Source organism: Actinomyces sp. B33, from assembly GCF_028437565.1.
Taxonomy (GTDB): Bacteria; Actinomycetota; Actinomycetes; order Actinomycetales; family Actinomycetaceae; genus Pauljensenia.
This window is the reverse complement of record NZ_JAMRYR010000003.1, coordinates 409208-427834: the sequence shown is the minus strand read 5'-3', so window position 1 is coordinate 427834 and position 18627 is coordinate 409208. Positions and strand designations below refer to the sequence as shown.

19 protein-coding genes and 1 tRNA gene are annotated in these 18627 nt (G+C 72.2%); 18 read left to right on the top strand and 2 right to left on the bottom strand.

The window, feature by feature from the left end; all coding sequences use genetic code 11:
• The first annotated feature begins 86 nt into the window (after nt 1–86).
• The 6 genes from M3T53_RS06490 to M3T53_RS06465 all read left to right on the top strand — a co-directional run bounded on the left by M3T53_RS06490 (nt 87) and on the right by M3T53_RS06465 (nt 4096).
• Entirely contained in the window at nt 87–614 is a 528-nt protein-coding gene (locus M3T53_RS06490) for a MarR family winged helix-turn-helix transcriptional regulator (protein ID WP_272433661.1), read from the top strand.
• 88 nt (nt 615–702) lie between these two features.
• Nucleotides 703–788, top strand: a tRNA-Leu gene (locus M3T53_RS06485).
• Between the two features lie 83 nt (nt 789–871).
• Complete coding sequence (locus M3T53_RS06480) at nt 872–1555, top strand: DsbA family oxidoreductase (protein WP_272433660.1); 684 nt, start codon at nt 872–874, stop codon at nt 1553–1555.
• Complete coding sequence (locus M3T53_RS06475) at nt 1552–2604, top strand: GNAT family N-acetyltransferase (RefSeq protein WP_272433659.1); 1053 nt, start codon at nt 1552–1554, stop codon at nt 2602–2604. The genes M3T53_RS06480 and M3T53_RS06475 overlap by 4 nt, the downstream gene beginning before the upstream one ends.
• A gap of 71 nt (nt 2605–2675) precedes the next feature.
• The gene (locus tag M3T53_RS06470) at nt 2676–3773 is read left to right on the top strand and encodes an FAD-dependent oxidoreductase (protein ID WP_272433657.1); all 1098 of its coding nucleotides are present in this window, start codon (nt 2676–2678) and stop codon (nt 3771–3773) included.
• A gap of 32 nt (nt 3774–3805) precedes the next feature.
• A complete protein-coding gene (locus M3T53_RS06465) occupies nt 3806–4096 on the top strand; it encodes a DNA primase (protein WP_272433656.1) in 291 nt (96 codons plus the stop codon).
• A gap of 77 nt (nt 4097–4173) precedes the next feature.
• On the opposite strand, the gene M3T53_RS06460 is transcribed toward M3T53_RS06465, so the two are convergent.
• Entirely contained in the window at nt 4174–5124 is a 951-nt protein-coding gene (locus M3T53_RS06460) for an aldo/keto reductase (RefSeq protein WP_272433655.1), read from the bottom strand.
• Between the two features lie 89 nt (nt 5125–5213).
• Between M3T53_RS06460 and M3T53_RS06455 the strand changes: the two genes are divergently transcribed.
• Together M3T53_RS06455 and M3T53_RS06450 are read left to right on the top strand one after the other, a co-directional pair.
• On the top strand, nt 5214–6098 hold the full coding sequence (locus M3T53_RS06455) for an undecaprenyl-diphosphate phosphatase (RefSeq protein ID WP_272433654.1): 885 nt from the start codon (nt 5214–5216) through the stop codon (nt 6096–6098).
• Nucleotides 6095–6775: an HAD family hydrolase gene (locus tag M3T53_RS06450; RefSeq protein ID WP_272433653.1), complete on the top strand. Its 681-nt coding sequence runs from the start codon at nt 6095–6097 to the stop codon at nt 6773–6775. The genes M3T53_RS06455 and M3T53_RS06450 overlap by 4 nt, the downstream gene beginning before the upstream one ends.
• A gap of 10 nt (nt 6776–6785) precedes the next feature.
• Here the strand turns inward: M3T53_RS06450 and M3T53_RS06445 are convergent, their stop codons facing one another.
• Entirely contained in the window at nt 6786–7625 is an 840-nt protein-coding gene (locus M3T53_RS06445) for a RecB family exonuclease (protein ID WP_272433652.1), read from the bottom strand.
• 78 nt (nt 7626–7703) lie between these two features.
• On the opposite strand from M3T53_RS06445, the gene M3T53_RS06440 reads away from it, so the two are divergent.
• Genes M3T53_RS06440 through M3T53_RS06395 form a run of 10 tightly spaced genes read left to right on the top strand, consistent with a single transcriptional unit; the run spans nt 7704 to nt 18624 of the window.
• The gene (locus tag M3T53_RS06440) at nt 7704–8750 is read left to right on the top strand and encodes a tRNA (adenine-N1)-methyltransferase (protein WP_272433651.1); all 1047 of its coding nucleotides are present in this window, start codon (nt 7704–7706) and stop codon (nt 8748–8750) included.
• Entirely contained in the window at nt 8740–10299 is a 1560-nt protein-coding gene (gene arc, locus M3T53_RS06435; protein ID WP_272433650.1) for a proteasome ATPase, read from the top strand. Before M3T53_RS06440 ends, arc begins: the two co-directional genes overlap by 11 nt.
• A complete protein-coding gene (dop, locus tag M3T53_RS06430) occupies nt 10296–11819 on the top strand; it encodes a depupylase/deamidase Dop (protein WP_272433649.1) in 1524 nt (507 codons plus the stop codon). Before arc ends, dop begins: the two co-directional genes overlap by 4 nt.
• A gap of 33 nt (nt 11820–11852) precedes the next feature.
• Nucleotides 11853–12032, top strand: coding sequence for a ubiquitin-like protein Pup (locus tag M3T53_RS06425; RefSeq protein ID WP_272433648.1), 180 nt, complete (start codon nt 11853–11855; stop codon nt 12030–12032).
• A 1-nt stretch (nt 12033) separates the two neighbouring features.
• Complete coding sequence (gene pafA / locus M3T53_RS06420; RefSeq protein ID WP_272433647.1) at nt 12034–13422, top strand: Pup--protein ligase; 1389 nt, start codon at nt 12034–12036, stop codon at nt 13420–13422.
• Nucleotides 13419–14417, top strand: coding sequence for a peptidylprolyl isomerase (locus M3T53_RS06415; protein ID WP_272433645.1), 999 nt, complete (start codon nt 13419–13421; stop codon nt 14415–14417). The genes pafA and M3T53_RS06415 overlap by 4 nt, the downstream gene beginning before the upstream one ends.
• Before the next feature lie 43 nt (nt 14418–14460).
• Nucleotides 14461–15234, top strand: coding sequence for an imidazole glycerol phosphate synthase subunit HisF (gene hisF / locus M3T53_RS06410; RefSeq protein WP_272433643.1), 774 nt, complete (start codon nt 14461–14463; stop codon nt 15232–15234).
• Nucleotides 15235–15276: 42 nt separating this feature from the next.
• Nucleotides 15277–16491, top strand: coding sequence for a chorismate synthase (aroC, locus tag M3T53_RS06405; RefSeq protein WP_272433642.1), 1215 nt, complete (start codon nt 15277–15279; stop codon nt 16489–16491).
• Nucleotides 16488–18080 (top strand): 3-dehydroquinate synthase, encoded by a 1593-nt coding sequence (gene aroB / locus M3T53_RS06400; RefSeq protein ID WP_272433641.1) that lies wholly within the window; start codon nt 16488–16490, stop codon nt 18078–18080. The genes aroC and aroB overlap by 4 nt, the downstream gene beginning before the upstream one ends.
• Entirely contained in the window at nt 18070–18624 is a 555-nt protein-coding gene (locus M3T53_RS06395; RefSeq protein ID WP_272433639.1) for a shikimate kinase, read from the top strand. Before aroB ends, M3T53_RS06395 begins: the two co-directional genes overlap by 11 nt.
• Nucleotides 18625–18627 lie beyond the last annotated feature (3 nt).

Here is an 18627-nt window from a genome sequence, read left to right as displayed (position 1 = left end):
TTCTTTTTTCGAGAATGTGACCGTCACTATGCCATATCATCGCGGCAGGGTCCGGGCAGTCCCGGTCATGCGAGGGGAGACGACGAGTGGATCAACGACCGGGGCTCAACCCGATCACCGAGGAGGACAATCAGCGGGCCCGCGCATGGCGCGTCTTCTTCGAGGCCTCGGGTCGTCTTCAAGGGGTCCTGGAAACCCGGCTCAAACGCGTGTGCGGGCTGTCGATGCCCGATTACAACATCCTCCTGGCCCTGTGGGAGGCCCCTGAGCGCCGGCTGCGCATGGGGGAGCTGGCCGAACGGGTCGTCTACTCCCCGTCGCGCGTGACCTACCTCGTCTCGAACCTCACCCGCGATGGATGGGTCGTCCGCATCCCGTCGGCCGATGACGGGCGCGGTTTCGACGCGGTGCTGACCCCGCAGGGGGTGACGACGGTGCTCTCGGCGACGCGCCTGCACCAGGACGCGGTCCGCGAATTCCTCCTCGACCTGATGAGCGACGAGCAGATCGAGGAGATCGTCCGGGTCTTCTCCCTGCTCGACACCCGCCTGCGCGCCCAGCAGACGTATTCCGGATCCCGTGGCCACTCCGAGCAGAAGGGGAACCGGGCCTGACCGGGGCCGATTGGCGTCGAGGAATAACGCCGTGCTAAGCTCATGCCTGCTCACGGAGAACGTCCCCGGATGATCGTCGTGGTCACCTGCGCGGGTGGCGGAATAGGCAGACGCGCTAGCTTGAGGTGCTAGTCCTCGTATTAGAGGGTGGGGGTTCAAGTCCCCCTCCGCGCACAGACGGACCCCGGAATCGTCAGATTCCGGGGTTTTTCTCATGGACCGCGGCGAGCCGCGCGCCGACAGGGAGGAGCCGCACGATGCACATCGACGTCTGGGCCGACATCGCCTGCCCCTGGTGCTACCTGGGGATCCGGCACCTGCGCACGGCCCTGGCCTCCTTCGCCCACCGCGACGAGGTCGAGGTCGCGTGGCACGCCTACTTCCTCGACCCCCAGCTCGACGCCCGCTTCGAGGGAACGCGCGGCGAATTCCTCGCCTCCGTCTCGCGACTGACCGCTGACGAGATCGACGAGAATCATCGGCGCATCCACGACCTCGGGCGCGCCGAGGGCGTCGTCTTCGACTTCGACAGCGTCGTCGTCGCCCCGACTGCGAGCGCGCACCGCGTCATCGCGGCCGCCCACGACCTCGACGTCGAGGCGGGCCGGACGACGGGGCCCGACACCCTCCAGTTGCGCATGGCCGAGGCCATGGGTCGCAGCCACTTCGAAATGGGGCTCGACGTCTCCGACCCCGACGTCCTCATCGGCGTCGGCCACGACCTGGGCGTCGACCCCCATCGGGTGATGGACGCCCTCGTCGACGAGCAGTGGGCCTCCCAGGTCTTCTCCGACTACCAGATCGGCGTGCAGATGGGCATCGACCTCGTGCCCACGTACCTCATCGATCGGGCCTACGTCGTCCAGGACCACCAGACCGTCACCGCGATGGGCAACATCCTCGCCACCGCGTGGGACCAGAGCCGAGAGGAGCGCCCGTGAGCGCCATCCCCCCCTTCAGCGTCGACGGAGAGACGATCCGCCTCGTGCCCATCGGCATGGACGACGCCCAGGACCTGACCGCCGCCATCCTGTCCGACCCCCGGATCTCTGACACGACGCAGATCCCCACGCCCTACCGGCTCGACATGGCCCGCGAGAATCTCGCCGGCTCGGCCGCCAAATGGGAGGGCGGGAGCGCCGACTGGGCGATCCGCGACCGCGCGGACGGGACCCTCATCGGCCGCCTCGAACTGATCCGGGGAGTGCGGGATCGCTCCAGCCTCGAACTCGCCTATTTCGTCGATGCCCGGCACCGCGGCCGCGGGGTGATGACCGAGGCCGTCCGCCTGGCGGTCGTCGCGGCCTTCGAGACGATGGGGGCCGACCGCGTCGAGTGGTACGCCCACGTCGGCAACTGGGCCTCGTGGAAGCCCGCGTGGCGCGCCGGTCTCGCGCGCGAGGGGGTGCGCCGCCGCCGGGACAAGCCCGACCTGTGGCAGGCGGCGATCCTCGCGGGCGAGCCCATGGAGCCGGCGGCCCCCTGGGACGGCCCCGGCCCCGCGGCCGCCAGCGGCCCCGCCCTCGACCCCTCCCGCCCGATGGCGCTCGTCGAGCAGTTCCACCGGACCTATTCGATGCCCGTGCGCCTGGGGTCCGCAGAGGCGCCGACGCTCGACTACGAGCGCCTCGGGATGCGCATGTCCCTCATCTGCGAGGAATTCGCCGAGCTCATGGGCGCCGTCTACGGGGACAGCGCCCGCGACCTCGTCGAGGAGGCCGTCGAACGGGCCGTCGACGCCGACGACGCCACCCGCGATCTCGTCGAGACCGCCGACGCCCTCGCCGACCTCGTCTACGTCATCTACGGGATGGCCCTCGAATCGGGGATCGACCTGGACGCCGTGCTCGCCGAGGTCCAGGCCTCGAACCTGTCCAAGCTCATGCCCGACGGGTCGGTCAAACTGCGCGAGGACGGCAAGGTCCTCAAGGGCCCGGACTTCTTCGCCCCGGACGTCGCCCGCGCGCTGGGGATCGGCCGGAGCATCTGAGGCCCTCCGTCCCGAGCGCATTCTGGCCCGGGGTGAGAAGATATGGCCCAACCTACGTGAAGGAGACTGATATGGCGCGCGTTGTCGTCATCGGCGGGGGCTACGGCGGGATCACCGTCGCCAAGGGACTCGACCCGATCGCGGACGTCGTTCTCATCGAGCAGAAGGACCAATTCGTCCACCACGCCGGCGCCCTGCGCGCCGCGGTCGACCAGGTGTGGGAGCACGCGATCTTCATGCCCTACACGAACCTGCTCGCCCGCGGGGAGTTCATCCAGGGCACCGTCTCCCGCGTCGACGGGACGACCGTCCACGTCTTCGGACGCGACCCCATCGAGGCCGACTACGTGGTCCTCGCCACGGGATCGACCTACCCGTTCCCCGCGAAGTACTCGTCGTCGAAGACCCAGGTCGCCAAGGCCCGCCTCGAGCAGCTCCACGAGAACCTCGCCGGCGCCCGGTCGGTGATGATCGTCGGCGGGGGGACCGTCGGCATCGAGCTGACCGGGGAGCTCGCCAACGCCTACCCCGATCTTGAGATCACCATCGTCGAGAAGGCCGACGAGATCCTGTCGACCCCCGGGTACACCGACGAGCTGCGCGCCCAGATCGTCGAGCAGCTCGACGAGCTCGGCGTCCGCGTCATCACCGGCTCCGAACTGGCGTTCCTGCCTCCCCACAACGTCGGCCAGCTCGGCCACTTCCAGGTCTCCACGAAGAACGGCGACGAGGTCGAGGGGGACATCTGGTTCCAGTGCTACGGGTCGCGGCCGAACTCGGGGTTCCTGGCCGGGACCGGGTACGAGGACGCGCTGCTGCCCTCCGGGGCCATCCGGATGGAGCCGACCCTGCAGATCACGGGGCATTCGAACGCCTACGCCGTCGGCGACCTGACCGACGTGCGCGAGTCCAAGCGCGCGGACGCGGCCCGCCAGCAGGCCCGGATCGTCATCGCGAACATCTCCTCCCAGATCGAGGGGGAGGAGCCGGACGCCGTCTACCAGCCGACGAAGGAATGGGTGATTCTGCCCCTCGGCCCGAACATGGGGGCCTCCCAGCTCCTCGACGCCGACGGGTCCACGCGGATCCTCGGCGCGGACCAGACCGCCGAGATCAAGGGCGCCGACCTCATGGTGTCCGTTATCCGCTCGCAACTCAATCTGCCGTGATTCGGCTCGCCGCACGACGATAGGATCGTCATATGACTGTTGATCCCCGCCGCGCCCTGACCCGGCTCATCGATGCCTTCGAGCGCCATTACGAGATCTCGTCGCAGGCCGACGCCGATCCGGAGGCCCTCGATGCCGCCGAGGAGGCCCTGCGCGATGCTTTCTTCACCTACGACGACGAGCTCTTCACCAGGTTCGGGGCCGAGCTGCCCTTCGACCTGCTCGACGACGACCTCGACGATGATCTTGACGACGAGGAGGACGAGGACGGGGACGACCTCGACCCCGATGACGACGACGAGTTCGTCGACATCGACGACTGACCGCAGGCGAACGCCCGCGGGGCGCCGACCCGGGACCCCGGGACGGCGCCCCGCGGCATTATGAGGGCTCCGTCCTCTCAGACGACGGCGGCCCCCACGCCGGCGACCTCGTCGAGGACCTGGCGGATCGGCGCGGGCAGCGGCCCGTCGGCCTCAAGGATCTGGTCGAGCTGGCGCACCGTTCGGGGCCCGACGACCACGCAGGACACCCCCGGGAAGTCCCTGGCCCACGCGAGGGCCACGTCCAGGGGCGCGCGGTCCAGCCCCTCGGCGGCCCGGACGACGGCCTCGACGACGCCCCGGCTGGCCTCTCCCAAGTAGGGGTCGACGCTCGCGCGCAGGTGGGACGAGGCCGCGCGGGAATCCGGTGGTGTGGTGTGCCGGTACTTGCCGGTGAGGACTCCAGCGGCGAGGGGGGAGTGGACGAGGAAGCCGACGCCCCTGGCGGCGAGCGCGCCGACGGTCGGGGCGGCCCCGGTCGACAGGAGGGAGAACTCGTCCTCCACGAGGGCCAGGGGCGCCTCTGCGGTGAGCTCGGCGCGGACCAGGGCCTCGACGAGGGGCCACGTCGGCGCATGGGAGAGGCCGACGTAGTGGGCGCGCCCCGAGCGGCGGGCCGTTTCGAGGGCCTCGAGGGTCTCGTGCAGGGGGACGCGCGGATCGGGCTCGCCGAGCCACACGTCGACGTAGTCGGTCCCCAGACGGGCCAGCGAGTCGTCGAGGGAGCGCAGCATGTCGCCTCGCCCTCCCGAGGCCGCCCACGCCCCGGGGCCGTCGGGCCGGACGCCCCCGCGCCACACGAGGGACACCCGGTGGCGCCCGCAGGCGGCCAGTCCCTGGGCGACGACGTCGACGGCCATGCCGTTGCCGGCGAGACCGGAGGCCTCGATGAAGCTGCCCCCCGCGTCGAGGAACAGCTTGAGCATGTCGATGGCCTCGAGTGCGTCGGTGTCGCGCCCCCACGTCGCCGCCCCCAGGCCCAGTTCGGACAGGCGCAGGCCCGTCGATCCGCAGTGTCTGATCCGCATGCGCCCAGCCTACGTCGTGGGGGTTCCCACAGTCCCGCGCCGCCATCGGCGGGGCACCGGGCGATGGGTCGGCCCGTAGAGTGTGTCGCATGAACTGGCTCGATGCGATCCTCCTCGGCCTCCTCCAGGGCCTGACCGAGTTCCTCCCGGTCTCCTCGTCGGCGCACCTGCGGATCTTCGGCGACCTGGTCGGATCGGCCGACCCCGGGGCCGCGTTCACCGCGATCACGCAGCTGGGAACGGAGACGGCCGTCCTCATCGTCTTCTGGAAGGACATCGTGCGGATCATCGGGCGCTGGGCCCGGGCGCTGCCGGTCGTGCCGACCGACAGGCGGCTGCCCTCGTCGGACCCGGATGCGCGCATGGGGTGGATGATCATCGTCGGGTCGATCCCCATCGCCGTCCTCGGGCTCCTCCTGGAGGACTGGATCGACTCGTCGTTCCGCAACCTGTGGATCACCGTCGGCATGCTCGCCCTCTTCGGCATCCTCCTGGGGGCGGCCGACCGACTGTGCCGGCAGACTCAGACCCTCGACGCGATGACGTGGCGCGACGCGGTGCTCTTCGGCTTGGCGCAGGCGATGGCGCTGATCCCCGGGGTGTCCCGCTCGGGGGGGACGATCACCATGGGGCGCCTCCTGGGCTACACGCGCGAGGCCGCCGCCCGCTACTCGTTCCTCTTGGCCATGCCCGCGGTCTTCGCGTCGGGGCTGTACAAGGTCGTCAAGGTCGTCGCCGGTGGGGAGAGCGTCGACGCCGGTCCGACGGCCGTCGCGACCGTCATCGCCTTCGGCGTCGGGTGGGCGTGCATCATCTGGTTCCTCAAGCTGATCTCGACGAAGTCGTACATGCCGTTCGTGTGGTACCGCATCGTTTTGGCGCTCGTCGTCGCGGTGCTCCTCCTGACGGGGGTCCTGGACGCCGGGGGGGCCTCGCCCGTCGCGCTTGCGCAGGCCGCGGGGGCCCTCGCATGAGCCTGCCCGCGGCCCTGCTCGTCGACCAGGACGGCACCATGGTCGATACCGAGCCCTATTGGGAGGAGTCCGAGGCCGCGCTCCTGGCCGAGCTCGGGGGGACGCTGACGCCCCGGATGCGCGAGCAGATGATCGGAGGCCCCCTGCGCCGCACGATCGACGTCATGCTCGCCGCGGCCGCCCGAACCCGCGACCCCGAGCAGATGGAGATCGACCTCGTCGAGCGGGTCGCCGCGAAGATCGAGGCCTCGGGACCGCCGTGGATGCCCGCGGCCCCGGACTTCATCGCGAGGACCCGCTCCCTGGGGATCCCCCTGGCCCTGGTGACCTCCGCGTGGGCGCGGATCGCCCGAACCGTCGCCGACGGCGCACCCGCGGGGGGCTTCGACCTGGTCGTCGCCGGCGACGAGGTCGATCGGCCCAAGCCCGCGCCGGACGCCTATCTCGAGGCCGCCCGTCGGCTGGGAGCCCCCATCGGCGACTGCCTCGTCGTCGAGGACTCCCCGACGGGGATCCGGGCGGGCCTGGCCTCCGGGGCCCGCGTCGTCGTCATCCCCGGGGTGCTGCCGATCGGGCCGAGCGCCGACTACTCGCGCCTGACGTCGTTGGAGTCGTTGACGGCCACGGTCCTCGAACGCCTCGCCGCGGGCGAGCGCATCGACGAGTTCGAGGATTGAGGCTGCGGGCCTACGCGACGCGGGTGGACAGGAGCCACTCGATCCTGCGCTCGTCGAGCGGGGGAGGGGTCCCCTCGAAGAGCGGGCACAGGGCCCGTACCCCGCACCAGTTGCACAGGGGGTTGCGCCGAGGGGGGAACTCCCCCCGACGGGCATCGGCCTCGATGCTCCCCCACAGGTCGACGATCCGCTGGCGGAACCGGTCGATGTCGTCGGCGCGCGGGTCCATCGTCAGGACCTGCCCGGCTTTGAGGTAGAGGAGCTGGGTGCGCGCCGGGAGCGCGCGGGTGAGCTGGAGGAGGAGCGCGTAGAAGCGCATCTGGAAGAGGGCCTCGTCCTGGAAGCGCGGGCTCGGCGCCTTGCCGGTCTTGTAGTCGACGACGCGCAGCGCCCCGGTCGGGGCCGCGTCGATCCGATCGACGAACCCGCGCAGTCGCACCCCCTCGGGGGTCACTGCCTCGATGCGCTCTTCGCGGGCCGCCGGTTCGAGGCGCGTCGGGTCCTCCACGCGGAAGTAGCCGGCGAGGACCTCCCGCGTCGAGGCCAGCCACGAGGCGCGATCGGAGTCGTCCTCGAAGAGGGAGGCGACCCCGGGGTCCTGCGACATCTGCTCCCACCGCGAGCCGAGGATCTCCTGGGCGCGCTCGTCCGTGCGCTCGACGGCGGGGAAGTCGAAGAGGTCCTCGAGGACGGAGTGGATCAGGGTGCCCATGGCCGTCGCCCGGGTCGCGGGCTCGACGATCCGGTCGACGACGTGGAGGCGGTACTGGAGGGGGCAGCGCTGGTACTCCTTGGCGCGCGAGGCCGACAGGGCCGGCAGGCGCGAAGGGGCGGGGGAGGGGGCGGTCATGGGGTCAACGCTATCGTCCGCCGTCCGCATCTGCGTCCTCCCCGGGCCCTTGGGCCCAGGCGCGATAGGATTCCACCGATGAAAGACGAGAAGACCACCACCGCCCCGATCGGCCAGCAGACGAGGCGGGGCCCCCTGCGCGAGGGGGACCGCGTCCAGGTGCGCGACCCCAAGGGCCGATTCCACCAGCTGATCCTCGTCGCCGGCGGGCGCTTCCAGTCCACCCGCGGAGGATTCGACCACGACGACGTCATCGGGCGCCCCGACGGCCAGGTGATCACGACCGACGAGGGCCGCCAGTTCCAGGTCATGCGCCCCCTCCAGGTCGACTACGTGATGTCGATGCCGCGCGGCGCCGCCGTCGTCTACCCCAAGGACGCCGGCGTCATCACCCACATGGGGGACATCTACCCGGGGGCGACCGTCGTCGAGGCGGGTGCCGGCTCCGGCGCCCTCTCCCTGGCGCTCCTCGACGCCGTCGGCCCCTGCGGCCATCTGATCTCCGTCGAGCGCCGCCAGGACTTCGCCGACATTGCCAAGGCGAACGTCGACCTGTGGTTCGGCGCCGAGCACCCCGCGTGGGACCTGCGCGTCGGCGACGTCGAGGCCGTCCTCGACTCCCTCGACGAGGGAGGGGTCGACCGGATCGTCCTCGACATGCTCGCCCCCTGGGAGAACCTGCGCGCCGTCGCCCGGGCGCTCGTCCCCGGCGGCGTCCTCGTCTGCTACGTCGCCACCGTCACTCAGATGTCCCGCCTCGTCGAGGACCTGCGCGCCACCGGCGACTTCACGGACCCCGTCGCCTGGGAGGACATGCGCCGCCAATGGCACCTCGACGGACTGGCCGTGCGCCCCGAGCACCGGATGGTCGCTCACACGGGCTTCCTCCTCATCGCCCGCCGCCTCGCCCCCGGGGTCGTCCCCCAGGAGCGCTCGACTCGCCCGTCGAAGGCCTCCGAGGGCCTGGGCGGGCAGTGGGACGCCGAGGAGGGCTGGTCCCTCGACGCCGTCGGGCAGCGGATCTCCTCGGAGAAGAAGATCCGCAAGGTGAGGCGCGACACCGTCGCCCAGGCCGACACCTGGGTCGCCGGCCGCGGCGAGGAGGGACGCGACGATGAGCAGTGACGCCCGCGCCGACCGGATCGACGAGCTCCAGCGCCTCGTCGTCTCCCTGGAGGAGAAGAACGGACGGCTGTCCGGGGCGCTGACCCAGGTCCGCGGCGAGCTGGTCCGCCTCCAGGCCCAGCTCCACGAGGTCAACCGGCCCCCGCAGACCCTCGCGATGTTCCTCGGCGCCGACCAGTCCTCGCGTCAGATCGACGCCGTCGTCAACGGGCGGCGCATGAGGCTGGCCGTGGCCCCCGCCCTCGACCTCGCCGCCCTGTCCTACGGCCAGTGGGTCCGCGTCGACGACAAGATGATCGCCGTCGCCCCCGACTCCTTCACCCGCACCGGCTCGATGGCCTCCGTCCTCGAGCTCGTCGGCCCCGATCGGGTCCTCGTCGCCGGCGACGCCGGGCAGGAGCACCTGCTCCACCTCGCCGGGCCCCTGCGCCACGGGAACCTGCGCCCCGGGGACTCCCTCATGGTCGACCTGCGCTCGGGCATCGCCTTCGAGCGGATCGTCCGCTCCGACGTCGAGCAGCTCCTGACTCCCGAGACCCCCGAGACCACCTACGCCGACATCGGCGGCCTCGACGCGCAGATCCAGCAGGTCCGCGACGCCATCGAACTGCCCCTGCGCCACCCCGACCTCTACCGCGCCTACGGGCTGCGGCCCCCCAAGGGGATCCTCCTGTACGGCCCCCCCGGATCGGGGAAGACCCTCATCGCCAAGGCCGTCGCGAACTCCCTGACCCGACAGGGATCCCAGGCCCGGACCTACTTCCTGTCGATCAAGGGCCCCGAGCTGCTCAACAAGTTCGTCGGGGAGACCGAGCGGCAGATCCGCGCGATCTTCTCGCGCGCCAGATCGCTGGCCGCCGGGGACGTCCCCGTCGTCATCTTCTTCGACGAGATGGAGGCCCTGTTCCGCACGCGCGGGACCGGCGTGTCCAGCGACGTCGAGACGATGATCGTCCCCCAGCTCCTCGCCGAGATGGACGGGGTCGAGGCCCTCGACAACGTCGTCATCATCGGCGCCTCCAACCGCGCCGACATGATCGACCCGGCGGTCCTGCGGCCCGGGCGCCTCGACGTGAGGATCCGCGTCGAGCGGCCCGACCGCGACGGGGCCGTCGACATCTTCTCCAAGTACCTGACCGGGGACCTGCCGATCCGCGCGGACGAGGCGGCCGCGGCCGGGGGCGCCGATCGGGCCACCGCCGCGATGATCACGGCAGCGGTCGACCGCCTCTACGCCGTCGACGAGTCGACGACCCTTTTCGAGGCGACGCTCGCCTCGGGGACCGTCCGGCCGATCCACCTGGCCGACATCGTCTCCGGCGCGCTCATCGCGGGCATCGTCGAACGGGCGAAGAAGCACGCGATCAAGGAGGCCCTCGAGGGAGGCGCCCCGGGCCTGTCCCTCGAGCACCTCATGCGCGGCGTCGACGAGGAGACGCGCGAGTCCATCGAACTGGCCGCGACTTCCTCGCCGGACGACTGGGCGCGTACCATCGGCCTGCGCGAGGACGTCGTCGCCATCCGCCCGGTCGAGGGGGTAGGCCGATGAGCGGGCAGAGGATCATCTCGACCGAGACCGAGTACGGCGTCTACCGGCCCGGCGACCCGTGGGCGAACCCCGTCGCCCTGTCGACCCAGGCGGTCAGGGCCTACGCGCGCACCTCCCGCGGCTCGGGCCCTGCCGCCTCGGCGCCTCCGGTGCGCTGGGACTACACGGCGGAGGACCCCCTCAACGACCTGCGCGGCATGAGGATGTCGCGGGCGGCCGCCGACCCGTCGCTGCTCACCGACGACCCCTACCACCTGGCCCCCTCCGGCGGCGTCGAACGGGTCGCCAGGCCGACCCCCGAGGAGCTCGCCCTGCCGGCGGCCTCGGCGGCCGTTCTGACGAACGGGGCGCGGCTGTACGTCGACCACGCCCACCCGGAGTACTCCGCCCCCGAAACGCTCGGCCCCGAGGACGCGGTCCTGTGGGACCGGGCGGGGGAGGTCGTCGCCGCGCGCATCATGGACCTCGTCCGCCGCTCCGGTGAGGGAGAGGTCGTCCTCGTCAAGAACAACACGGACGGCAAGGGCGCCGCCTACGGCACCCACGAGAACTACCAGATCCGCCGCGACGTCGACTTCGACGACATCGTGCGCGGGCTGACCCCCTTCATGGTGTCGCGCCCCGTGATCTGCGGATCCGGCCGGGTCGGCATCGGGCAGAAGTCGCAGGCCGCCGGCTTCCAGATGTCCCAGCGCGCCGACTTCGTCGAGAACGAGGTCGGTCTGGAGACGACCTTCAACCGGCCGATCATCAACACCCGCGACGAACCCCACGCCGACCCGTCGAGATTCCGGCGCCTCCACGTCATCGGCGGGGACGGCAACATGTTCGACATCTCGACCCTCCTGCGCCTGGGGACGACCTCGCTCGTCCTGTGGGCGATCGAGCAGGGCATCGGCCTCGAATGGGACGCCCTGGCCCTCGACGACCCGGTTCAGGAGACGTGGAACTACTCCCGCCATCCCGACCTCGACTACCGGGCCGCCACCGCGGGAGGGCGCTCGTACACCGCGGCCGAGCTCCAACAGGTCTACCTCGACCTCGTCCTGGCCGCGTTCGACCGCGCCGGGATCGAACCGGACCCCCAGGACCGGCGGGTTCTCGACCTGTGGCAGTCGGTCCTCGACCGGATGCGCTCCGATCTGTTCTCCGTGGCCGCCGACGTCGAATGGGTCGGGAAGTACCAGCTCCTGACCCGTCAGAAGGAGCGCGCCGGGCTCGGCTGGTCGGATCCGCGCCTGGCGGCCATCGACTTGCAGTGGGCGGACCTGCGCCCCGACCACGGCCTCGTCGCGCGCCTCGACGCCGCCGGACTCGTCCGGCGCCTGTTCACCCCCGAGCAGGTCGAGCGCGCCGCCGACGAACCCCCGACGAATACGCGCGCCGCCGTCCGCGGCCGCGCCGTCGCCGAGGACCCGCAGCTGGTCCGCGCCTCGTGGACCAGCCTCGTCATCGACCCCGGGGACGGCGACCTCATCCGACGCCCCCTGCCCGACGCCCGCGACGCGGGCGCCCTCTGACCGGGCGAGAAAGCCCACCGAAGGAGCACACGCATGCCGAACACCCAGATCTTCGCCGGCTCGGGACCGGCCGACGACCACGAGGACGACGCCGCCGGCCTCGTCCAGGCCCGCAGCCAGTCCATCGACTCCCTCCTCGACGAAATCGACTCCGTCCTGGAGACGAACGCCCAGGCCTTCGTTCAGGGCTTCGTCCAGAAGGGCGGCCAGTGACGTGAGGCGCCGAGTCGTCGGGATCGAGACGGAGTACGGGCTGACGGCCGCCCCGACGACGGGTGCCGCCTCGACGATGGACGCCGACCAGGCGGCCCGCAGGCTCTTCGACCCCCTCCTGAGCCGGGGCAGGTCGTCGAACCTCTTCCTGCGCAACGGCGGCCGCCTCTACCTCGACGTCGGGTCGCACCCCGAGTACGCGACCGCCGAATGCGATCGTCTCGACGACCTCCTCGCCCAGGACCGCGCGGGCTCCCTGATGCTCGCCGACCTGGCCGCGCGGGCCGACGAGACCCTCGAGGCCGAGGGGAGGGACGAGCGCCTCCACCTCTTCCGCAACAACCTCGACTCCCACGGGCACTCCTACGGCTGCCACGAGAACTACCTGCTCCATCGACGCAGGGATTTCCGGCAGGTGGCCGACGCCCTCGTGGCCTTCTTCATCACCCGTCAGATCCTCGTCGGCAACGGGTGGATCAAGCACGGGCCGGCAGGCGCGTCCCTGTGCTTCTCCCAGCGCGGCGACCAGATGTGGGACGCGGTCTCCTCGGCAACGACCCGGTCCCGCCCGATCATCAACACCCGCGACGAGCCCCTCGCCGACTCCGGATCGTACCGCAGGATGCACGTCATCGTCGGCGACACGAACGTCTGCGAGGCGACGACCGCCCTGAAGATCGGGATGACCGAGATGCTCCTGACCGCCCTCGAGGACGGCTTGAGGATCGAGGACCTCGCGCTGGCCGACCCGATGCGGGCGATCCGCGAGATCAACGCCGATCTGAGCGCCGGCACCCGCCTGGACCTCGCCGACGGCAGGACCATGACGCCCGTCGCGGTCCAGCGGGAGGTGCGCGACCGGGTCGTGCGGACCGTCGGCGCCGACGGCCTCGACGACCTGCACGCGTACGTCCTCGACCTGTGGGAGCGGGGCCTGGACGCCCTGGAGTCCGGCGACTGGACGGGCGTGGAGACCGAGCTCGACATCGCCATCAAGCGCCGCCTCCTCGAGTCCTACGCGGCCCGCCAGGGCGTGGGCCTGGCCGACCCCCGGGTCGCCCGGCTCGACCTGTCGTACCACGACATCACCGGCGACGGCCTCCTCGAGAGGATGGAGAGGGCCGGCCTCGTCAAGAGGCTGACGAGCCCCCAGCGCGTCGCACAGGCGACGGGGGAGCCCCCGGCCACGACGAGGGCCGCCCTGCGGGGGCGGATCATCGCCGCCGCCGAGGACGCGCGCGTCGACCTGACGGCCGACTGGGTCCACGTCCGTCTCGACGACCGCTCCGCCGTCCCCCTGTCGCTCCAGGACCCGTTGGCCTGCGAGGACCCCCGCGTCGACGCCCTCATCGCGGCGATCGGCCGGTCGACGACGGAGCTCCCTGCATGAGCCGGCCGGGCCGGGCGCGCGCCGCGATCGTCGTCATCGCCGCGACGCTCCTCCTGGCCGTCGGCATCGCCGCGGCGATGTGGGCGATCCACCGCGGGCGCGGCGACTCGCCGGGCGTCGATCCCCAGTCCGCCGCATCCGTCTTCGACGTCGTCGCCGTGTCGGGCCGGGTCGGGGCGACCCCGGTCGTCGCCCTCGAATCCCCCGCGCGCGTCACCGCCCTGAAATCCCGCGTCATCGCCACCGGGGCGGGGCGGCAGATCACGCCGGACTCCCCGGTGCTCCTGGCCGTCACCGCCTTCGACGGCGCCACCGGGGAGAACCTCTCGCCCCAGGGCAGGCCGCAGCTCGTCGTCGGCGCGGCGGGCGAGGCCGACCTCGGCGAGGACCTGGCGGGGCTGGTCATCGGGCAGCCGGAGGGCACCCGGCTCCTCGTCGTCCGCCCGATCGGCGGCGGGGACGGCCCGGACGCCCCGGCGGTGGAGGTCGACGTCGTCGACGTCCTCGCGACCATCGCCTACGGCGACGAGGTCATCGGCGAGCAGATCGGGGCCCTCCAGGTGACGATGAGTCCCGAGGGTCCGGTCATCCGGCATGGGGAGGAGCCCCCCGGGGGGATCACCATCCAGACTCTCGTCGCCGGCGGGGGCGGGCAGGTGCGCGAGGACGACGCCCTCGTCGCCCAGTTCGCGGTCGTCGGATGGGCCGACGGTATGGTGCGCTCGTCGACGTGGACGACGGGAGTCCCCGAGCTCATCGTCTTGGAGCGGGCGATGCCGGGGCTGCGCCAGGCCCTCGTCGACCAGCGGATCGGGTCGCGCCTGGCCATCACCATCCCCCCGGACATGGCCGACGGGGACGACACGCTGTGCGTCGTCATCGACCTCCTCGGCGTCGAGCCGGCGCACGGCGGGCCCGCGGACGACGACTCCCCGCAGTCGCAGGGGGCGGCGCCCCAGTCGACCGGGGGGGCGGGGGCGGCGTCTGGGCCGTGACCCGGATCCGCATCCGGCGCCCCGGTCCGCGTAGGATCGCCCCATGTCGGTAGCACTGCGCATCATCCCCTGCCTCGACGTCGACGCCGGTCGCGTCGTCAAGGGCGTCAACTTCGAGAACCTGCGCGACGCGGGCGACCCCGTCGAGCTCGCCGCCCGGTACGGGGCCGAGGGCGCCGACGAGATCACCTTCCTCGACGTCTCGGCATCCGTCGAGGCCCGCGCGACGATGCTCGACGTCGTCGCCGCGACCGCGGAGCAGGTGTTCGTCCCCCTGACGGTCGGCGGAGGAGTCCGCAGCGTCGACGACGTCGCGCGCCTCCTGGGACACGGCGCGGACAAGGTGGGGATCAACACGGCGGCCATTGCCGATCCATCGCTGATCTCGCGAGTCGCCGACCTCTTCGGCGACCAGGTGATCGTCCTGTCGGTCGACGCCCGACGCGTCCGCGACGGCGTCGAGACCCCTTCGGGCTACGAGGTGACGACCCACGGGGGACGACGGTCGACCGGCGTCGACGCCGTCGAATGGGCGGTTCGGGCCCAGGAACTCGGCGCCGGGGAGATCCTCCTGAACTCGATGGACGCCGATGGGGTGCGCTCGGGCTTCGACCTGCAGATGCTCGCGGACGTCCGCGAGCGCGTGAGGATCCCCCTGATCGCCTCGGGCGGGGCGGGCGCGGCCGCCCACTTCGTCGAGGCCGCCCGCACGGGGGCCGATGCCGTCCTGGCCGCCTCCGTGTTCCACTTCGGGACGCTGACGATCGGCCAGGTCAAGGCGGAAATGGAGAGCGCGGGCCTACCCGTTCGCATCTGAGCAGCTCCTCCGGCCCCTCCGGGCCTGTGGGACACTGGGCCCATGCTCAGATGGCTCACCGCTGGAGAATCGCACGGCCCCGCCCTCGTCGCCACGATCGACGGGATGCCCGCGGGCCTCGACCTGACGACCGGCGTCCTGCGCTCGGCCCTCGCGCGACGGCGCCTCGGCTACGGCAGGGGGGCCCGTCAGTCCTTCGAGCGCGACGAGGTGACGATCCTCGGAGGGGTGCGCCACGGGACGACGACCGGCGCTCCCATCGCCGTCCAGATCGCGAACTCGGAGTGGCCCAAGTGGCGCGTCGTCATGTCCGCCGACCCCGTCGACCCCGCCGATCTCCTCGTCGACGCGGGGACCGGGGACGGCAGGGAGATCGCCCGCAACCGGCCGCTGACCCGGCCGCGCCCCGGCCACGCGGACCTGCCGGGGATGCTCTCCTACGACCTCGACGAGGCCCGTCCGGTCCTCGAGAGGGCCAGCGCCCGCGAGACGGCTGCCCGGGTCGTCCTCGGGGCGATCGCCTCCGAGCTGCTGCGTCAGGTCGCCGGCGTCGAGCTCGTCAGCCACGTCGTGTCCGTCGGCGGCGAGCATGCCGAGCCGGGCCTCCCCCTCCCGGTTCCCACCGACGAGGAGGCCCTCGACGCCTCGCCGATGAGGACCCTCGACCCGTCCGCGCAGAACCGCTTCGTCGCCGCCGTCGATGCCGCCAAGGCCGCGGGCGACACCATCGGCGGAGTCGTCGAGGTCGTCGCCTGGGGCGTGCCCGTGGGCCTGGGGACCCACGTCCAGGCGGACCGGCGACTCGACGCGCGGCTGGCGGCGGCCCTGATGTCGATCCAATCAGTCAAGGGGGTCGAGATCGGCGAGGGCTTCGCCCAGGCGGCGCTGCCCGGCTCGCGCGCCCATGACGAGATCGTTCGCGGACCCGACGGGCGCCTGACCCGGGCGTCGAACCGGGCCGGCGGCATCGAGGGCGGCACGTCGAACGGACAGCCGATCGTCGTGCGGGCCGCGTTCAAGCCGATCTCGACGGTTCCACGGGCCCTGAGGTCGGTGGATCTGGCGACCGGCGAGGAGGCGACGGCCCTCCATCAGCGCTCCGACACCTGCCAGGTCGTCCCGGGGGCCGTCATCGCCGAGGCCCAGACCGCCCTCGTCCTGGCCGACGCCCTCTCCGATCACGCGGGCGGGAACTCGGTTGCCGAGATGCGCCGCAACCTCGAGGCCTACCTGGCGAGGGTGGGGGAGCGGGCATGACGGCCCGCCTCCGCCTGCCCGTCGTCCTCGTCGGACTGCCCGGCGCCGGCAAATCGAAGGTCGGCCGCCTCGTCGCCGCCGACCTGGGGGCGCCCCACGTCGATACCGATGCGCTCGTCGAGGCCGAGGCCGGGATGAGCGTCGCCGAGGTGTTCGCCTCCGAGGGCGAGGAGGGCTTCCGCGCCCGCGAGGCCCGCGCCGTCGAACGCGCCCTGGGGATGCGGGCCGTCGTCTCCCTGGGCGGGGGCGCCGTCGTCACCCCCCGGGTGCGCGAGCTCCTCGCCGGCCACGACGTCGTCCACCTCGACGTCGAGCACGACGAGCTGGTGCGCCGGACCTCCCGCGCGTCGCACCGACCGCTGCTGCGCGACGACCCGGCCGGCGCCCTGCGCCGCCTGAGGGCCGAGCGCTCGCCGCTGTACGAGCAGGTCGAGACGCTGCGCCTGCGCTCCGATTCCGGGCCCGCGCGCGACGTCGCCGATCGGATCCTGGAGGCCGTCGACCCGGCGTGGGGCCGGGTGCGCGTGGGCGGGGCCGCTCCCTACGACGTCCTCATCGGGCGCGGGGACCAGGCGGGCCTCGTCACCGAGGTCCTCAGGCCCGAGGCGACGCGCGTCCTCGTCGTCCACGCCCGAGCCCTGGAGGGGCCCGCGCGCCGACTCGCGCGCGGCCTCGAGGACAGGGGGCTGGCGGTCAGTCTCGCCGACCACCCGGACGCCGAGGCGGGCAAGACCCTGGAGGCGGTCGCCCGCCTGTGGGACGAGGCCGGGCGCTTCCGCCTGGGCCGGGCCGACGCGGTCGTGGCGCTGGGCGGCGGGGCGACGACGGACATGGCGGGGTTCGTTGCGGCGACGTGGCTGCGCGGCGTCGACCTCGTTAACATCCCGACGACGCTGCTGGCGATGGTCGATGCGGCGATCGGCGGCAAGACGGGGATCAACACGGCGACGGGGAAGAACCTCGTCGGCTCGTTCCACTCGCCCCGCCGGGTCGTGTGCGATCTGACGATGCTCGAGACGCTTCCTGCGGCCGATCTGCGGGCCGGACTGGGCGAGGTCGTCAAGTGCGGGTTCATCGACGACCCGAGGATCCTCGATCTCGTCGAGGGCGCCGGGGATTCGGAGCTCATCGATCCCGGCTCCTCGGTGCTGCGCGAGCTGATCCACCGGTCGGCGCTCGTCAAGGCGCGGGTCGTGGGTGCCGATCTTACCGAGGCGGGGCTGCGGGAGATCCTCAACTACGGTCACACCCTCGCTCATGCGATCGAGCGCTGCGAGGACTACTCGTGGCGGCACGGCGACGCGGTCGCCGTCGGCTGCGTCTTCGCGGCCCGTCTGGCCGCCTCACGCGGGATGCTCTCGCAGGCTGAGGTCGATCGGCACGTCGGGCTCTTCTCCCGGGTGGGTCTGCCGACGTCGTACGAGGGGGATCCGGAGGGCCTGCTCGACGCGATGGCCTCCGATAAGAAGGTCCGCGGTGGCGTTCTGCGCTTCGTCCTGCTCGACGGGCTCCAACGGCCCGTCGTCGAGCCCGTGGCCGCCGATGAGGTGTCCGCCGTCCTCGAGCAGGGGGCTCGTGGTGGGCAGTGAGGCGCCGTTGATCGTCCTCGTGGGGGCGTCGGGGGCGGGCAAGACCGTTGTCGGGGCCCTCGTCGCCGAGCGCCTGGGGGTCGGGTTCGTCGAGGCCGACGCACTGGTGGCCGAGCGGATGGGCGCGCCGGTGGCCGAGCTCATCATCCATGGGGCGGAGGGCTTCGACGAGGCGCGCCGCGGGGCGGCCCTCGAGGCCCTGTCGCGTTCGGGCGCGGTGGTGTCGATCGGCGCGTCGCAGGTCCTCGACCCGGTGGTCGTCGAGTCGCTGGGCAGGGCGAGGTCGGCGGGGGCGCTGGTCGTCGAGCTGTCCGTGTCCATCGCGGACGTGGCCCGCCGGATGGGGCTCAACGCCCCGCGCTCGGCGGCCCTGGGGGCTCCGCGCGCGGTGCTCGCGGGCATGATCGCCGAGGTCCACGGGGCCGCGACTGCCGTGGCGGATCACTCAGTGGGGACGGACGGCGTGACCCCGGAGCGGGTCGCCGATGAGGTGATCGCGGCGTGTAGACTGGCGGGCGATTCACATCCCCCCGAAGCGAGGTAATTC